This window comes from Aeromonas sp. CA23 (assembly GCF_002587065.1).
Taxonomy (GTDB): domain Bacteria; phylum Pseudomonadota; class Gammaproteobacteria; order Enterobacterales; family Aeromonadaceae; genus Aeromonas; species Aeromonas bestiarum.
The window spans coordinates 92,379-108,540 of sequence record NZ_CP023818.1 but is presented as its reverse complement, the minus strand read 5'-3'; the positions used below and the strand labels follow the sequence as shown (position 1 = coordinate 108,540).

The window sequence follows — 16,162 nt, the reverse complement described above, 5'->3', positions numbered from 1 at the left end:
GCCTAGTGCCCCTGTTTTGTTAGGTTAATCCCCCTGTAAATACAGGGTCTGATGCGCTTGATATGTTAACCCCCAGAAACAGGGGCCCTGTGCTCCCGTTTTATTCCTCCCACAAACAGGAAGTGTTATTAGCCATGAGTCTTGCAGATCAAGTATTGGCGGTGAATGACGATTTGCCGATCCGTACCGATAAACCTGTCCATTCCGGCAAAGTGCGCAGCGTCTACTGGTTGACCCCCGCAGACAGTGCCCGGCTCATCAAGGAGAAAGGCTATGATGTGCCAGCCGATGCGCCGCTTGCCCTCATGGTGATCAGTGACCGCATCTCTGCCTTCGACTGCATCTGGCAAGGTGTGGACGGGCTGAACGGCGTACCTGGCAAGGGGGCGGCACTCAACGCTATCTCCAGCCACTGGTTCAAGCTGTTCAAGGAGAAGGGACTGGCCGACAGCCATATCCTGGACATCCCGCACCCCTTCGTCTGGATCGTGCAAAAAGCCCGCCCCGTGATGATCGAGGCGATCGCCCGCCAGTACATCACAGGCTCCATGTGGCGTGCCTACAAGGATGGCGAGCGCGAGTTCTGCGGCATCACCTTGCCGGAAGGCCTGAAGAAGGATCAGAAGCTGCCGGAAATCCTCATCACTCCCTCCACCAAGGGTGTGCTGACAGGGCTGGATGGCGTGCCTGAGGCCGATGACGTCAACGTCTCCCGCGCCGATATAGAGCGTCACTACCAGGGCTTCAACTTCAGCAAGCTGGCCGATATCGACCGCTACGAAGTGCTGCTCAAGGAAGGCTTCAACGTCATCAGTGACGCCCTGGCCGAGCTGGATCAGATCTTCGTCGACACCAAGTTCGAGTTTGGCTATGTCCAGGACGCGGTCGGCAACGAGAAGCTCATCTATATGGATGAAGTGGGTACCCCCGACAGCTCCCGCATCTGGGATGGCGCCGCCCTGCGCGACGGCCAGATCGTCGAGAAGTCCAAAGAGGGTTTCCGTCAGTGGCTGCTCAACCACTTCCCGGATCCGGATATCCTGCTCAACAAGCACCGCATGCCGGAACGCTTCGCCCTGGCCCGTGACAACAAGTTGCCGACCGAGGTGATGATGGATATCTCCAACACCTACGTGGGGATCGCCGAGAAGATCATTGGTCAGCCGCTGGTGCGCAGTGCCAATCCCAAGCAGGAGATCATCGAGGTGCTGCGGGAGCAGTACGGTCTGATCGACTGAGGATCGCCGCTTTTTTTGTCGCCGGGAAACAAACGTTTGCCGGTGGCGAAAGGAACAGCCGACAAACAGACGGGCCCCAGTGCGGGGCCCGTTTTTATTGGTTTTTCAACTGTGTTGGCAAGGCGTCAGCCATTGACTTTGAACACCTGGCCGGTCTGCACGCCGAGCACGGATTTCTGGTAGGCCTGGGCCACCCGGGCGGCCGGCACCGGCACGAAGCCCGGGAAGAAGGCGGCGTATTTGTCCATCGATTCGGTCAGCACGGTCGGGCTCACCACGTTGATGCGCAGCCCCTTGGGCAGTTCGCAGGCTGCCGCCTTGACGAAGTGCTCTATGGCGCCGTTGATGGTGGTCGCACTGGCCCCCCAGTTGATGGGCTCCTCGCTCAGAATGCCGCTGATCAGGGTGATGGAACCCTTGTCATTCAGGTGGGGGATAGCGGCACGGGTCAGATTGATCTGGCCCATCAGCTTGCTCTCTATCCCCACTTGCCACTGCTCGTCCGTCATCTCGGTCAGGCCATTGAAGGCCACGCTGCCGCTGGCCACCACCAGTGCATCGAACGTCCCCAGCTTGGCAAACAGCGCCTTGATGGAGGCGGGGTCACGCATGTCGACAGTGGCATCGCCACGACTGTGACCGACCCGGATCACCTGGTGGTCTTTGGCAAGCAACTCACTGACGGCCGAGCCGACGGTGCCGGAGGCACCCACAATCACAATCTTCATCTGTTTCACTCCTGGTTGGGATGTGTTGATTCTAGCGCGATAAAAAGGGAGAAAAAGCGCGTAAAATAAACGCATTGTTTCCATATTGGAGCTAATGATGGATATCTCCCATCTGACCAGTTTTTACGAGGTGGTGCAGCGGGGCAGTTTTTCCGCCGCCGCCGATGCCCTGGGGGTGAGCAAGGGGATGCTGAGCCGCCATGTCAGCGCCCTGGAAGCCGCCCTCAATGCCCAGCTGTTGCAGCGCACCACCCGCCGCCTCAGCCTGACCGAGGCGGGCAAGACCCTCTACTTGCAGGCGGGGCAGATCTTCGCACTGGCCCGCCAGGCGGAGCAGGACATACAGGCGCTGACCGAGGAGGACAGTGGCCGGCTGCGCTTCACCTGCCCGGTCAGCACGGGGGATCGCATGGTGAGCGAGCTGCTCGGCCGCTTTGCAGAGCTCTGCCCGGGAGTGCAGGTCGAGCTCAACTTTACCAACGCCATGGTCGACATGAGCCAGGGAGAGCACGACATAGCCCTGCGCGCCATGAGCAGCATACCCGACAACCTGGTGGCGCTGCCGCTCGGTCAGCTCAAGGACGTGGTGGTGGCCAGTCCCGCCCTGCTGGCGCGGGAAGGCCTCCCCGCCACGCCCTATGAACTGAGCGGTCGCCCCTGCCTGTTGCAGGGCCACAACCCGGCCTGGGAGCAGTGGCACTTTCGCAAGGGAGAGGAGGAGGCCCACATTCTGGTGCAGGGCAAGGTGCGGGCCAATCACTACAGTACCGTACTGCAACTGGCCCGCGCGGGCATGGGATACGCCAAGTGTCCGCTGATGCTGGTGGAGCCCTGGCTGGCGAGCGGCGAGCTGGTGGCCGTGCTGGATCAGTGGCAGACAGGTCTGCACCCGTTGCACGTGCTGCATGCCCAGCAGCGGCGGGTTCCGCGCAAGATCCGGCTGTTCAAGCAGGTGCTGGCCCAGTGGTTTGCCGAGCGGCCCCACTACCTGTTGTGAGGGCTCTGCGCCGTTATTTTTCTGTCATCTTCGGCTGTTACCCTGCGCCCATCACAGCGATCAGGAAGATGAGCGAGCATGAAGGGTTATCAGGGTTGGGTTGGATTGACGCTGCTGTGCGCGGCGACGGGCATGAGTACGGCGCAGGCCGAGGTCGAGGTGGCGGTGCCAACGGATTTCCAGATCCTGGCGGTGAGCAGTGGCAAGTTGCAGGATGAGCAGCACGCCACCCTGGCGGACGGAGAGCAGCAACTGCTGGTGCGCTATGAGGGGGTGATCCCGAGCCGCAATAGCAGCGAGAACGATCGGCAGGTGCGATCCGAGCCGCAGGTGCTGCGCTATCAGGCCAGTCAACAGCGCCTGCAACTGGTGGCCAGCGTACCGGCCACCGAAAAGGGGATGCAGCTTTATGCCAGGGCCCCCGTGGTGGCGTTGCAGGCGGATGGCCGGGCGCTCTCCATCCAGCAGGATGCGCTGGTGACCAGCGGCATGCTGCTCGGCATGGACTGGCGTGCCCGGCTCGATGAGTACAATCGCGGCGCCGGCAAGGCGGCGCTGACGACAGCCGCCGTGGCCACCACTGCAACCGCAGGCGCCACGGCTCCCGCCTTGGCTACCCGCGAGCTGGAAGGGCAGTTGCAGCAGCTGTTCCTCAAAGCGGATCCCGAGCTTCGCAAGCGCTTCATCGGCTGGGCCGTGCCGCGACTTTAAGTTTGCGGCCCGTTGCAGTAACGTGGGGGCTCTCTTCGTGCATTGCGCCCACCTTATCCAACGAGGTCTTCATGTTTGAATTGCACACTCGCCTGCAGGCGGATACCCAGTTGCTCGGGGATCTGCCGCTTTGTCGTGTCCTGCTTGCCAAAGACAGCCAGTATCCCTGGCTCATCCTGGTGCCACGGGTCGCCAACTTGCGGGAGATTCACCATCTGGCGCCCGCGCAGCAGCAACAGCTGATGCAGGAGTCCTGCGCCCTGGCCACCCTGATGGAGCAGGCGCTGCGGCCGGACAAGATCAACGTGGCGGCGCTCGGCAATCTGGTGCCGCAACTGCATCTGCATCATGTCGCCCGTTTTACCACGGATCGGGCATGGCCAGGTCCCATCTGGGGAGCGCATCCCTCCTTGCCTCATGACGAGGCCAGCTTGCAGCAGGAGGCCGCCGGCTGGCGCCTCAAGCTCAGCCATCTGGCCGGTTTCATTCCGCTTGCCGCTGATAATTGAGTCAAGTGAGAGGCGGCTCGCTATTTCGAAGCCCAAGCCGCGCTATCTGTTAGAGTTATGGTATAGATAAGCCCATTTTCGATGTTCAGGAAGGTCCCATGATAGTGACAAGAGCCGACAACGATGCCGTATTGACCACAGAAGATGTGCTGCTGAGTCTGTGTCATTCGGTTACGGATGTATTGAGTGCGGCGACCCAGAGTCAGGTGCGTTTCTCCGGCATGGTGCAGCGGATCAGCAAGACCTGCCTCAAGCCGGATATCGGCTGTTTCGTGCTGTTTGATGGCGGCTTCTCCGGCCTGGTGGTGATCAACTTCTCCGCCTCTGCGGCCATGGAGCTCTATGAGAGCTACATGCTCAGCATGGGCCTCTCCAAGGAAGATCTCGCCATCTCCCACACCTCGGACGAGGTGAGCAACGTCATGGGCGAGCTGATGAACCAGATAGTCGGCAGCTTCACCGTCAAGGTGGGCCGGGATCTGCAGACTCACATCACCCAGAACCAGCCAAAGATGCTGGCGCTGAACAAGCAGGTGATGCTGAGCGTCGATACCAACCTCGACAACCCGGAAGCGCGCCGGGTCACCTTCTTCACCGCCCGCAACAACATCTTCTATCTGGAGCTGGCGATGGACAGGACAGAGTTCATCCGCATTCACAACGATGGCATGGATGAGGAGGAGCTGGATCCCGATGCCCTGATCGCCCAGACCAAGCTGGCGGCCGCCAAGCCGGCCCCGGTGGCCGCGCCGGTCGCCAACGAGCATGACGATTTGCTCGACTCGCTCGGTATCTGACGTCAGCCCAACGCTGAAGATGCCAAGGCCACCCATGGGTGGCCTTGTTGTTTGTTGCCGGGGGCGGGCTTAGAAGTTGTAGAGCAGGCCGGTACTGACGCGGCTGGACTGGCTGTCGTAGAAGCCGATGTCGGAGTTGGCCCTGGAATAGGCCGCAGTGAAGGTGGCGGCGAGGGCATCGACGCCGAACAGCTTGTGCCAGAAGAAGGTGCCGTTGATGGCAAACTCGTCCGCATCGGCACTTTGGTCGAAGAGAGGGTTTGCCTCGTCATACTTGCGCTTGCCGGCATAGAGGTTGCTGACGATGGACCACTGGGGACCGCGTTGGGCGTAGGTCAGCTTCAGACCCGTGTTCTTGAAGCTCTCGGCGCTGCCGTCGAGGCGGGCTTCCTTGTAGACGATGGCGGGCTCCAGCAACTGGTTGCCGCCAAAGTGCCACTGGTAGGAGAGCTCCATGTCGTGCATCTTGCCGTTGCGATCCAGCATATCGGCGTAGTGGGTGCCGTGGCTCTGGTCATACTGCTGGCCGCTGCGCTCCTCATCCATGTCCACTTCCCGGGTGGTCAGGGTGCCGTAGAAGTTGCTGCCCCAGATCTTGTCCCAGGCAAAACGCACCCCTTTTGACTTCACATCGGTGGAGCTGCGATCCACCCCGGTGGCGAAGGGATCGCTCCACAGTTCGACCGGCATGACGTTGAACACCAGCGAGGTAGCGACTATGCCCTTGTCACCCATCTCCTGACGCAGGCCGAGCTGCTGGGTGAAGTCGAAGCGCACCGCATCCTGGATCAGGTTGCCGAGGAAGATCTGGGTACGGGTATCGGCGAAGGTGTAGCGGATGTCGGCGTTGAGCAGCGGCGTCAGGCCACTCTCGCTGTCGGGGGCGCCGAGGTCATCGATGCGACTGTGGTTGTCATCGCCGGCATAGAAGTTGGACTTGTAGCTGACGGCGTTGACCCCGCCCAGCAGAAAGCCGGACCAGCCGGACTGCTTGGGGATCTCGCCCAGATCGGCGTGGGCGGCATTGGCTGCCAGCAGACCAAGACTCAGCAGGGTGAGATTGCGCATCGATGAGACTCCTGAAATATCAGATGGTTGAATTGAACAGCCGGACATTATAGCCAGCCAGGCTTAACTCGGGCTGACCGAATTGACTCCGGCATGCTACCCCAGTGCAAGGAGGAGGTTAATCGATAATTTATCGTGCGACGGCACAAGAGTTCGGCGCGCCGTGCTGGTATTCTGTTCGGCGAATATGGGGGAGAAAACAACAAGATGAAACAAATCAAATCCTGGGCGCAATATTACGTCGACCTGATGACCAAGCTGGGGCTGGTGCGCTTCAGCATGTTCCTGGCCACCGCCATCATAGTGCTGGCCGTCTCCATCCAGATGGGGGTCACCCTGTTTCTGCGCGGCACAGTGGACGTTGTCGATCTGGTGCGCTCTGTCTTCTTTGGCCTGCTGGTCACCCCCTGGGCCGTCTATTTTCTCTCCATCGTAGTGGATCAGCTGGAGGATTCCCGCCAGCGGCTGACCCGCATGGTGCGCAAGCTGCAAGACATGCGCGAGCGGGATCTGGAGCTCAACAGCCAGTTGCAGGAGAATATCAGCCGTCTCAACGCCCAGATCGCCGAGACCAACCGGGCCGAGACCCTGCGTCAGCAGGCGATCGAGGATCTGGAGAACGAGGTGTTCCAGCGGGAGAAGGCCCAGCTGCATCTGGGTGAGCGCACGGCCCTGCTGCGCTCCTTCATCGACTGCTCCCCCGATCTGGTCTACTACCGCAACGAAGACGAACAGTTCTCCGGCTGCAACCGCGCCATGGAGGAGCTCACCGGCAAGGTGGAGGCCGAACTCATCGGGCTGACCCCGTTCGACGTCTACAAGCAGGAGATAGCGAACAAGGTGGTGGAGACCGACAAGCAGGTCTTTGCCAGCAACGAGCCGCTCACCTATGAGCAGTGGCTGGAGTACCCCGACGGTCGCAAGGCCTACTTCGAGCTGCGCAAGGTGCCCTTCTTCGATCGCTTCGGCAAGCGGCTCGGCCTGCTCGGCTTTGGCCGCGACATCACCGAGCGCAAGCAGTATCAGGACAAGCTGGAGAAGGCGAGCCGCGACAAGACCACCTTCATCTCCACCATCAGCCATGAGCTGCGCACCCCGCTCAACGGCATAGTGGGGCTGAGCCGCATGCTGATGGATACGCCGCTCGATCCCAAGCAGCATCAGCAGCTCAAGACCATCCACCTGAGCGCGGTGACGCTCGGCAACATCTTCAATGACATCATAGATCTGGACAAACTCGACCGGCGCCGGCTGGAAATTGCGCCGACCCCCATCGACCTGCCCGCCTTCCTCGACGAGCTGGAGACGCTGTCGCGCATCCAGGCGGAGCAGAAGGGGCTCTATCTGCATTTCGACCGGGACGGCGACATGCCGCAATTCGTGATGGCCGATGGCACCCGGCTGCGCCAGGTGTTGTGGAACCTGGTGGGCAATGCGGTCAAGTTTACCGATGAGGGCGGGGTGACGGTACGTTGCCTCTCCCACGCGGCCGATGAGCCGGGCAAGCTGGCCCTGCACTTCGAGGTGGAGGATACCGGCGTCGGTATTCCTCGCGCCCAGCAGGAGAAGATCTTCGCCATGTACTATCAGGTGCAGGGCAAGAAACACGCCACCGGCACCGGCATAGGGCTGGCGGTCTCCCGTCAGCTGGTACAGGCCATGGGCGGCCAGCTCTACGTGGACAGCGATCCGGGTGAGGGCTCCTGCTTCACTGCCGAGCTGGAGGTGGACTGCGTCGAGCCTCAGGCCGCCGATGCCGAGCCCGAGATGCCCTCCCTGGATATCCTGCTGGTGGAGGACGTTGAGCTGAACGTGACGGTGGCCTGCGCCCTGCTCAACAAGCTCGGTCATCAGGTGCAGGTGGCACGGGACGGTGCCCAGGCGCTGGCCATGGCCAATCCCGATGACTTTGACCTGATCCTGCTGGACATCCAGCTGCCGGACATGACCGGCTTCGACGTGGCGGCCCAGCTGCTTGAGCGCTACGGCGACAGTTTGCCGCCCATGGTGGCGCTCACCGCCAACGCCACCGGCGATCGCCAGTACTATCGGGATCACGGCATGCAGGATGTGATCAACAAGCCGCTGGGCTCCAGGGCTGTGCGGGAGGTGATTGGCCACCTGTTTGCGGATCTCGCCGACGATGAGGCGGACGAGCAAGCCGATGCGGGCAGCCAGGATGAGCTGCTGGACTTGCCCTTCCTCACCGACTACGCCGATACGGTGGGCAAGCCGGTGCTGCTCTCCAGCGTCGATCTGTTCGAGAAGATGATGCCGGACTACATGGCGGTGCTCGACTCCAACATGATCGCCCGCGATCAGGCCGGCGTGGTGGAGGAGGCACACAAGATCAAGGGGGCGGCCGGCTCCATCGGTCTGCGCCGGCTGCAGCAGCTGGCCCAGCTGATCCAGAGCCCGGATCACCCCGCCTGGTGGGAGAACGTGGAGGACTGGATAGAGTCGCTGCGCCGCGAGTGTCCGGGTGATATCGCCAGATTGAAGCGCTGGCTGCTCTCATAGACGCGAGCCGCAGGCAAGGAGCCGCAACATGTATAGCCGTTTGATTACCCCTGGGCGCATCCATCGCTGGGGCGACGAAGCGCTGCTGGAGGCGACCGAGCTGGATCGCGCCCGCATAGTGCAGGCCGCGCCGGTGCGTCGACTGCAGCAGAAGACCCAGGTCTTTCCGCTCGATGTGAAGGCCTCGGTACGCAGCCGTCTCACCCATTCGCTGGAGGTGCAGGAGACCGGCCGCCAGATCAGCCGCCGCGTTCTGGCGGCGCTGCCGGCGGGCTCGGTGTGCGAGGGGGCCTTTATCAATCTGGTGGAGATGTCCTGCCTCTTGCACGATGTCGGCAACCCGCCGTTCGGCCACTTTGGCGAGCAGGTGATGAGCCAGTGGCTGGCACAGGCGCTGGATGATCTGTTTGCCGCTGCTCTTGGCCAGGCGCCCAGCCCGCAGTGGGCCGAACTGCGCCAGGATCTGCTGGTGTTCGACGGCAACGCCCAGAGCCTGCGGCTGGTGCACAGCCTGCACGAGCTGAATCTGACTCTGGGGCAGCTGGCCGCCCTGTGCAAGTATCCGCAGCAGCCCCTGCACGACGGTCAGCATCATGGCTGGGCCAGCAAGCGCGGCATCTTCTTCAGTGAACAACCCCTCTACCGTTCCCTGAGCCAGAGCCTGGGACTGGCGCCCGGTTGCCGCCACCCGCTGGTCTACATCATGGAGGCGGCCGACGACATCTCCTACTGCATCGCCGATCTCGAAGATGCGGTGGACAGGCGCATTCTCAGCCTGAGCGAGCTGCAACAGGCGCTGCGTCTGGCCGATGAGGGCGCCTACATGGCGGGCTTGCTGGCGGATGCCACCGCCTCTGACAGAGGCTTCTTCCCCCATTTTCGCCAGCAGCTGACCCGGGATCTGATCGCGCTGGCCGCCCACACCTATGTGAGCGAGCACGACATCATACTGAGTGGCGCCTATCCCCAGGCGTTGCTGCACGGTCAGGCGCCGGCGGCGCAGGTGCTCGACACCCTCAAGCAGGTGGCTCGCGAGCAGGTGTTCATGCGGCCCGAGGTGGAGGCGCTGGAGCTGGAAGGCTATGCCGCCCTGCGTGGCGTGCTCTCCACCTATGCCTGCCTGCTGGCGCTGCCTGCCAGCCAGTTCGAGCGACTGCTGGCCGGGCAGGGGGGCAGCGAGCTGTTCTTCGCCCGCCGCCTGTTTCACCGCCTGTCGGCCCGTCATCTCAAGGCATACCGGCTGGCGGTGGCCAACCGGGATCCCCGTTTCGACAAGGGTGCCGAACAGGAGTGGTACTACCGGGTGCGGCTGCTGCTCGACTATGTAAGCGGCATGACGGATACCTATGCGCTGGAAGAGTTCCGCCTCTTGTCCGGGATCTGACTCGCGCCAGGCAAATCCTGTGCGTGCCGTCCGGGAGCGGATGTGTGCGGCTGACGGGCGAGAGACCTGTGTCTCGTCTGGATATTGATAGATGGCTCACTCCCCATATGGGGGGTGAGGTTCTTGTATAAAATTCGGTCTTTTTTTAGACTGTGGCAACTTGTTCAACTTTCACTCGGTAAGGAGACGGATATGCAACATTCAATGCTAAACGTTGCGTTCGACCGCTGCATCAGCAGCGCGAAGACTCGTGCTCTTTTTCTGCCGCGTGGAGGAAACAGGTAACACCTGCTTTTTCATCACCCGCGGTTGTCCCGCAGGGTGATGCCCCCTCTCCGGGAGAACCGCACGTTCAACTGGAGAATATTATGTCTATCGAACTGATCCTGCTGCGCACCGTCGAATCCCTGGTTCAGAAGCGGATCACCCGGCTGGAACGCCGCACCAGTTACCTGCACCTCTCGCCTGCCTTGCTGAAAGACATAGGTCTGGAAGGGCAAAATGTGCAGATCGCCCACGTCCGTGAGCAGGAATATCAAACCGGCTTCCGGCTTGGGAATCGAATAACCTGATGATGTGGGGCTTGGCCCCCTTCTTGCAGGAAAATGGCAGGCTCAGGCCTGCCATTTTTCGTATCCGGTTGAGTTTGGTTACGAATTTTCATTCGCACATTTTGCCAAAATCTCTATCATCGCTCTCCGATCTGTTCAGGAGTTGTCCATGTTGCGTCTTTGCTATCGCGCCTTCCTGTTGTGCTGGCTTGCCTGCTGGAGCCTTGCCGCCGCGGCAGAAACCGGTCTGGACAAGGATCGACTGGGGCTGTCCGAGCGGCTGTGGCTCGCCTCGCGCAGCGACCTGGTGGTCGGTATGCCCTCGGTGGCCTGGCCCCCCTATGTCTATGCCAATAGCCGGGGTGGTTTCAGCGGCCCGCTCGACGATTTTGCCTCCCTGGTCGCGAGCCGGCTGGGACTGACCCTGCGCTACAAGACCTATCCCTACTATGCCGGAGCCCAGCAGGCCTTGCTCGATGGCGAGGTCGACATGCTGATCGGCGTGACCCCCAGCCACTCCCGGCAGCAACAGATGCGTTTTACCTCGGACCTCATGGGGCTGCCCCGTGGCATCCTGCTGGCGAAGGGAGATGACCAGCTGACCCTGCCGGCGGCCCGTCAACTGCGCTGGGTGTGTGAACACGGTTTCAGCTCCTGTGAGGAACTGGAGCAGCTTGGCATGGCGCACCTGGTGGAGGCCGACAGCAGCGACGAGGCTGTCTTCATGGTGAAGAAAGGTCTGGCGGATGCCTATCTGGCGGATCTGCCCGCCCTGGTTCGCTTGCAGCGCCTGCAACAGCAGGCCGGGCTCAAGGTGATCACCCCGGAGTGGGTGACCGATACCTCGCTGGCCATGGCGGTAGGCCCCAACAATCAGGGTCTGCTGGGCCTGCTGGAGCTGGCTCTCAACGATATCCCTCTCGATGAACGACGCCGCATTCTGGAGACTGGCGGCATAGTCGACTACGAACTGGCCAACGGCCCCCGTCAGATAGTGTTCAACCAGAGCGAGCTGGAGTGGCTGGCGCAGCACCCGACCCTGAGATTCGGCGTCGCCCCCGACTGGCCGGCGGTGAGTGAAATTGACGGCAATGGTCAGCTCAAGGGATTCCTCGCCGATCTGCTCAAGCTGCTCAGCATGCGCTCCGGCCTCAAATTCACCCTGGTGCCGACCAGCAGCTGGGCCGAGACTCAAGCGCTGTTCAAGGCGCGCAAGCTGGATCTCATTCCGGCCATTACCCCCACAGCCGAGCGGCGCCAGTACACACTGTTTACCCCGGATTACGCCTTCATTCACAGGGTGATCGCCGCCAGGCAGGGGGGCAAGGAGCTGGAAAACCTCAACGCACTCAAGGGCCACAAGGTGGGCATAGTCGGTGGTTCGGTCGAGGAGCTGATACTTGAGGAGGTGGGGGCCTATCCGGTGACGGTCAGCAGCGACACCAGGCTGTTGCCCCTGCTCGATCAGCATGAGGTCGACTATGTGCTGATGAGCATGACGACCCTGGAGCAGGCGCTGCAGAAGGGGTTCAACAATCGCTATCAGGTGGTCTTCTCCGGCAACGAGCTGCGGGTGCCTGTCGCCATGGCGGTGCACCAGCAAGATCCCATGCTGCAGCAGATCCTGACCAAGGTGCTGATCTCCATCCGGCCGGAGGAACTGGCCAAACTGGAGCACAAATGGCTCTCCTTGAGCATACAGACCGGCATCAATCCGGCGACCGTACTGCTCTGGTCCTCCTTCGGGATCGGCGCCTTCCTGCTCAGCGTCTTGCTGTTCATCGGCTGGAACCGCACGCTGCGCCGCCAGATAGTCCAGCGCCAGCTGGCCGAGCACAAGTTGAACGAGCAGCTGACCTTCGTGCAGACCCTGCTCAACTCCCTGCCCAACATGGTGGCGCTGCGGGATCGCGAGCAGCGTATCACCCTCTGCAATCAGGCCTATCGGGATGCCTTCATCGGGGCCAAGGTCGGCGATGATTGCGACGATCTCGACGGCATGCCGCCCCAGGAGCGGGAGCGGGTGCTCAGGGAGGAGCTGGCGGTGTGGCAGCGCGGTGAGCAGCTGGAAGGGGCGGGGTACAGCCGCCGCCAGGATGGTGCCATGTTCCACGTCATCTATGCCAAGCGCCCCTATCGTTCTCCGAACGGTGACATGCTGGGCGTACTGACCGTGCTCACCGACGTGACCCGCATCAAGGAGGCCGAGGAGCGGGCCCGCAAAGCGGAGACCCGGCTCACCCAGATCACCGACAGCATGCCGGGCATAGTCTATCAATACCTGTGGCAGGGGCCTGGCAAGGGCCGCTTCTTGTATGCCTCCCAGGGGGCGAGCGAGATCCTGGGCGCCAGTCAGCAAGATATTATGTCGGCCGAGTCGGGGGGCGAGGTGTTCGGCTTTACCGAAGAGGCGCTGCAGGACTTTGTCAGCAAGGTGGCCAATCATGCCGAGACGCTGGCGCCGCTCGATCTGGAGGTCAGGGTCGTGCGCCCCGAAGGGGATCGCTATTTGCAGGTACGCGGCAGTTTCGTGCCGCAGGAAGAGGGGGATCTGATCCTCAACGGGGTGATCCAGGACATCACGGCACTCAAGCGTCAGGAGAACGAGCTGCGAGAGGCGCGCGCCTATGCGGAACAGGCGATGCAGGTGCGCAGCCGCTTCCTCGCCACCATGAGCCACGAGCTCAGAACCCCCATCTCCGGCATGCACGGCATGTTGGAATTGCTGCAGATGAGCGAGCTGAACGAAGATCAGCGCTACATGCTGCGCAACGTCATCACCTCCACCAACAACCTGCTCTATCTGGTCAACGACGTGCTCGACTTCTCCAAGATAGAGGCGGGCCAGCTGCAGCTGCATTATCAGGATGGTCGCCTCGCCTCCGTGATCTGCGACGTGATCCGCGGTCATGCCACCCTGGCCCATGGCAAGGGGCTGAAGGTGACGCTGGAGTGGGCGCCCGAGGTGCCGGATCAGGCCCGCATCGACGTCGTGCGAGTGGGGCAGGTGCTCTCCAATCTGCTCAACAATGCGGTCAAGTTCACCGAGCGGGGCGAGATCCGCATCCAGGTCAGCTATCGCGCCGAGCAACTGTTCATCGCCGTCAGCGATACCGGCATCGGCATTGCCGAAGAGAAGCAGGATCGCCTGTTTACCCCGTTCGAGCAGGTGGAGTCCGACATAACCCGACGCTTCGGTGGCACCGGGCTGGGGCTGGCTATCTGTCATCAGCTGGCCCAGAAAATGGGGGGCAGCCTGGCCCTTGAGAGCAAACCGGGTCAGGGAACCCGGCTGACGTTCGGTTTCCCGCTGACGGAGTGCCAATGGGATGCGCCGCCGCTGGCAGGCCAGCACTGGTGGCTGTTTGGCGAGGATGCGGCCCTGCAGTCTGCCATGCTGCGGCTGGGGGCCAGCTTGAATCGTCTGGACCCGCAGCAGTGGCAGCAGCCGGTGAGTGGTTTGTTATTAGCGGAAGAGAGCTGGCTCGAACAGGCGCTGGGCAGCGAGTGGTCGACGCGTTTGCAGCAATCCGCCCTCAAGGGCATAGTGCTCTCCCCGCTGGAAGCGCTGCGTGGCCGCATGGGTTCGGATGCCTGGTGGCGCCTGGGTCAATCCCCGCTTTACCCCGATCTGTTGCTGGAGACCTGCCACCAGTTGCTGGGGGAAAAAGCGATCCATCCGGTGCAGGCCCATGCCGCTCAGTTGCAGGGGCGCGTGCTGGTGGCCGACGATCATCCCATCAATCGCGCCCTGCTGGCGCGCCAGCTTGCCATTCTCGGGGTGGATGCCGAGGTGGTGGACGATGGCGAGAAGGCGCTGCGCACCTGGCAGGGGCAGGACTTTTCCCTGCTGCTGACCGACTGTCACATGCCGGTGATGGATGGCTACAGCTTGACCCGGACCCTGCGGGCGCAGGGGGAGCAGGCTCCCATCATAGGGGTCACGGCCGATACGTCGGAAGGGGCCGGCCTGCAGATGCAGCAGGCCGGCATGAACGACATGCTGTTCAAGCCCTACACCCTGGATACCCTGCGCCAGATGCTGGCCCGCTGGCTGCCGGTGGTCGTGTCGGTGGACGAGGCGGTGCCACAACCGCCCGAACCGGCCAAAGAGCAGGGAGAGTGCTGGATCTCGCTGTTCGGGGATGAGGAGGTGGCCCGCAGCATGGCGCGGGAGTACCTGGATTCCAACCGCCAGGATGGCGATGACATGATGCAGGCGGTGGCCCGCCAGGATACCCATGCCCTGGTGGAGACGGCGCACCGCATCAAGGGCGCTGCCCGCATGGTGGGGCAGTTGGCATTGGCAGAGGAAGCGGCTCGACTCGAAGCGGCGGCCCGTCTGAAGCAGCTGGAAGAACTCACCGAGTTGAGTCAGACAGTACAGGCGCTGATGAACTCTATTACACGCGAAATTGGACTATGGCTCGATGAACAAGACACAGCATGAGTTGGTGATCATGGTGGTGGAAGACCACGCGTTCCAGCGCAAGGCACTGATGCACCAGATCCGTGGGCTCGGTTATCTCTCCCTGCTGGAGGCTCAGGACGGGCTGGAGGCGCTGGCCATGTGTCAGCGTCATCAGGTCGACATCCTGTTTTGCGATCTGCGCATGCCCGGCATGGACGGCATGGCATTGCTGCGCCGCCTCTCCCTTGGCGGCTTTCGTGGTGGCATCATCCTCTCCAGCGCGCTGGAAGATGACGTGGTCGAAGCCGTGCTGCGGATGAGCGCCGCCTATGGTCTGCAGGTGCTGGGGCGCATCGAGAAGCCCTCCAGCCAGCAGCAGATCAGCCAGCTGATCGGTGCCTGGCGGCCGCAACAGGAGCGGGCCCAGGAGGAGGACGGCCACAGCCTGACTCTGGATGAGTTGAGTCAGGCATTGGAGCAGGATCAGTTGCTGCCCTGGTATCAGCCCAAGGTGAGCTTTGGCTCGGGCCAGTGGGTCGGCATGGAGGCGCTGGCCCGCTGGCAGCACCCGGACTACGGCCTCATCTCGCCGGCTCGCTTCATCCCGCTGGCGGAGCACAACGGTCTCATCGACCAGCTGACCGAGGTGATCATCAGCAAGTCCCTGCGCGATGGCCACCTGTGGGAGCAGACCGGGCTCTCCCTCAACCTGTCGATGAACCTCTCCACCACCTCCCTCATCGAGGGGGATCTCTGCAACACCCTGATCAACCAGTGCCAGCGCTGGAGCATCAACCCCGAGCTCATCACCCTGGAGGTGACCGAGAGCTCGTTCGTGAAGGATCTGGGCAAGTCGCTGGAGGTGCTGACCCGGCTGCGAATGCACGGCTTCGGGCTCTCCATCGATGACTTCGGGACCGGCTACTCCTCCATGCAGCAGCTGGCCCTGCTGCCCTTCACCGAGCTCAAGCTGGACAGGTCCTTCGTCGATCGCTGCTATGAGGACCCCTCACGTTTGGCCATAATAGAGTCAAGTATCGAACTGGCCCGCAAACTGGGGCTCAAGTCGGTCGCCGAGGGGGTTGAGGATGAACTGACCTGGCGACTGCTGGCCAGATTGGGGTGCGACGTGTGTCAGGGCTTCTTCTCCGCCCGGCCCATGCCGCGCGATGAATTGATGGGGTGGCATGACACCTGGCGCGAACGGTTACCGGGTCTGATCGGGGACTGAGTGCCGGGCAGCATGCC

Annotated in this window: 12 protein-coding genes; 10 read left to right on the top strand and 2 right to left on the bottom strand. The window is 62.1% G+C overall.

Annotation, left to right across the window (positions count from 1 at the left end; all coding sequences use genetic code 11):
• Window positions 1-134 precede the first annotated feature (134 nt).
• Window positions 135-1,238, top strand: a complete 1,104-nt coding sequence (locus CK910_RS00485; protein WP_172955191.1) for a phosphoribosylaminoimidazolesuccinocarboxamide synthase — start codon at window positions 135-137, stop codon at window positions 1,236-1,238.
• A gap of 125 nt (window positions 1,239-1,363) precedes the next feature.
• Here the strand turns inward: CK910_RS00485 and CK910_RS00480 are convergent, their stop codons facing one another.
• Complete coding sequence (locus CK910_RS00480; protein ID WP_043141788.1) at window positions 1,364-1,966, bottom strand: short chain dehydrogenase; 603 nt, start codon at window positions 1,964-1,966, stop codon at window positions 1,364-1,366.
• A 97-nt stretch (window positions 1,967-2,063) separates the two neighbouring features.
• Between CK910_RS00480 and CK910_RS00475 the strand changes: the two genes are divergently transcribed.
• The 4 genes from CK910_RS00475 (at window position 2,064) to CK910_RS00460 (ending at window position 4,980) form a co-directional block, all read left to right on the top strand.
• On the top strand, window positions 2,064-2,963 hold the full coding sequence (locus tag CK910_RS00475; RefSeq protein WP_098980662.1) for a LysR family transcriptional regulator: 900 nt from the start codon (window positions 2,064-2,066) through the stop codon (window positions 2,961-2,963).
• Window positions 2,964-3,041: 78 nt separating this feature from the next.
• Window positions 3,042-3,674, top strand: a complete 633-nt coding sequence (locus tag CK910_RS00470) for a DUF2057 domain-containing protein (protein ID WP_043141793.1) — start codon at window positions 3,042-3,044, stop codon at window positions 3,672-3,674.
• 71 nt (window positions 3,675-3,745) lie between these two features.
• Window positions 3,746-4,183 carry an HIT domain-containing protein gene (locus CK910_RS00465; protein WP_098980661.1) on the top strand — a complete coding sequence of 146 codons (438 nt, stop codon included), beginning with the start codon at window positions 3,746-3,748 and terminating at the stop codon, window positions 4,181-4,183.
• 98 nt (window positions 4,184-4,281) lie between these two features.
• A complete protein-coding gene (locus CK910_RS00460; RefSeq protein ID WP_042865686.1) occupies window positions 4,282-4,980 on the top strand; it encodes a DUF3334 family protein in 699 nt (232 codons plus the stop codon).
• Window positions 4,981-5,049: 69 nt separating this feature from the next.
• Here the strand turns inward: CK910_RS00460 and CK910_RS00455 are convergent, their stop codons facing one another.
• Window positions 5,050-6,048 (bottom strand): DUF2860 family protein, encoded by a 999-nt coding sequence (locus tag CK910_RS00455; protein ID WP_098980660.1) that lies wholly within the window; start codon window positions 6,046-6,048, stop codon window positions 5,050-5,052.
• 207 nt (window positions 6,049-6,255) lie between these two features.
• Between CK910_RS00455 and arcB the strand changes: the two genes are divergently transcribed.
• The 5 genes from arcB to CK910_RS00430 all read left to right on the top strand — a co-directional run bounded on the left by arcB (window position 6,256) and on the right by CK910_RS00430 (window position 16,145).
• The gene (gene arcB / locus CK910_RS00450; RefSeq protein WP_043554868.1) at window positions 6,256-8,568 is read left to right on the top strand and encodes an aerobic respiration two-component sensor histidine kinase ArcB; all 2,313 of its coding nucleotides are present in this window, start codon (window positions 6,256-6,258) and stop codon (window positions 8,566-8,568) included.
• Between the two features lie 28 nt (window positions 8,569-8,596).
• Complete coding sequence (dgt, locus tag CK910_RS00445; RefSeq protein ID WP_098980659.1) at window positions 8,597-9,952, top strand: dGTPase; 1,356 nt, start codon at window positions 8,597-8,599, stop codon at window positions 9,950-9,952.
• Window positions 9,953-10,320: 368 nt separating this feature from the next.
• Window positions 10,321-10,524 carry a hypothetical protein gene (locus CK910_RS00440; protein ID WP_098980658.1) on the top strand — a complete coding sequence of 68 codons (204 nt, stop codon included), beginning with the start codon at window positions 10,321-10,323 and terminating at the stop codon, window positions 10,522-10,524.
• A 148-nt stretch (window positions 10,525-10,672) separates the two neighbouring features.
• Window positions 10,673-14,953, top strand: a complete 4,281-nt coding sequence (locus CK910_RS00435; protein WP_098980657.1) for an ATP-binding protein — start codon at window positions 10,673-10,675, stop codon at window positions 14,951-14,953.
• Complete coding sequence (locus CK910_RS00430; RefSeq protein WP_172955190.1) at window positions 14,934-16,145, top strand: EAL domain-containing response regulator; 1,212 nt, start codon at window positions 14,934-14,936, stop codon at window positions 16,143-16,145. Before CK910_RS00435 ends, CK910_RS00430 begins: the two co-directional genes overlap by 20 nt.
• Window positions 16,146-16,162: the final 17 nt, after the last annotated feature.

Coding starts and splice junctions, on each gene's coding strand:
- CK910_RS00485 (WP_172955191.1), top strand. CDS start 135: ATGAGTCTTGCAGATCAAGTATTGGCGGTGAATGACGATTTGCCGATC.
- CK910_RS00480 (WP_043141788.1), bottom strand. CDS start 1,966: ATGAAGATTGTGATTGTGGGTGCCTCCGGCACCGTCGGCTCGGCCGTC.
- CK910_RS00475 (WP_098980662.1), top strand. CDS start 2,064: ATGGATATCTCCCATCTGACCAGTTTTTACGAGGTGGTGCAGCGGGGC.
- CK910_RS00470 (WP_043141793.1), top strand. CDS start 3,042: ATGAAGGGTTATCAGGGTTGGGTTGGATTGACGCTGCTGTGCGCGGCG.
- CK910_RS00465 (WP_098980661.1), top strand. CDS start 3,746: ATGTTTGAATTGCACACTCGCCTGCAGGCGGATACCCAGTTGCTCGGG.
- CK910_RS00460 (WP_042865686.1), top strand. CDS start 4,282: ATGATAGTGACAAGAGCCGACAACGATGCCGTATTGACCACAGAAGAT.
- CK910_RS00455 (WP_098980660.1), bottom strand. CDS start 6,048: ATGCGCAATCTCACCCTGCTGAGTCTTGGTCTGCTGGCAGCCAATGCC.
- arcB (WP_043554868.1), top strand. CDS start 6,256: ATGAAACAAATCAAATCCTGGGCGCAATATTACGTCGACCTGATGACC.
- dgt (WP_098980659.1), top strand. CDS start 8,597: ATGTATAGCCGTTTGATTACCCCTGGGCGCATCCATCGCTGGGGCGAC.
- CK910_RS00440 (WP_098980658.1), top strand. CDS start 10,321: ATGTCTATCGAACTGATCCTGCTGCGCACCGTCGAATCCCTGGTTCAG.
- CK910_RS00435 (WP_098980657.1), top strand. CDS start 10,673: ATGTTGCGTCTTTGCTATCGCGCCTTCCTGTTGTGCTGGCTTGCCTGC.
- CK910_RS00430 (WP_172955190.1), top strand. CDS start 14,934: ATGAACAAGACACAGCATGAGTTGGTGATCATGGTGGTGGAAGACCAC.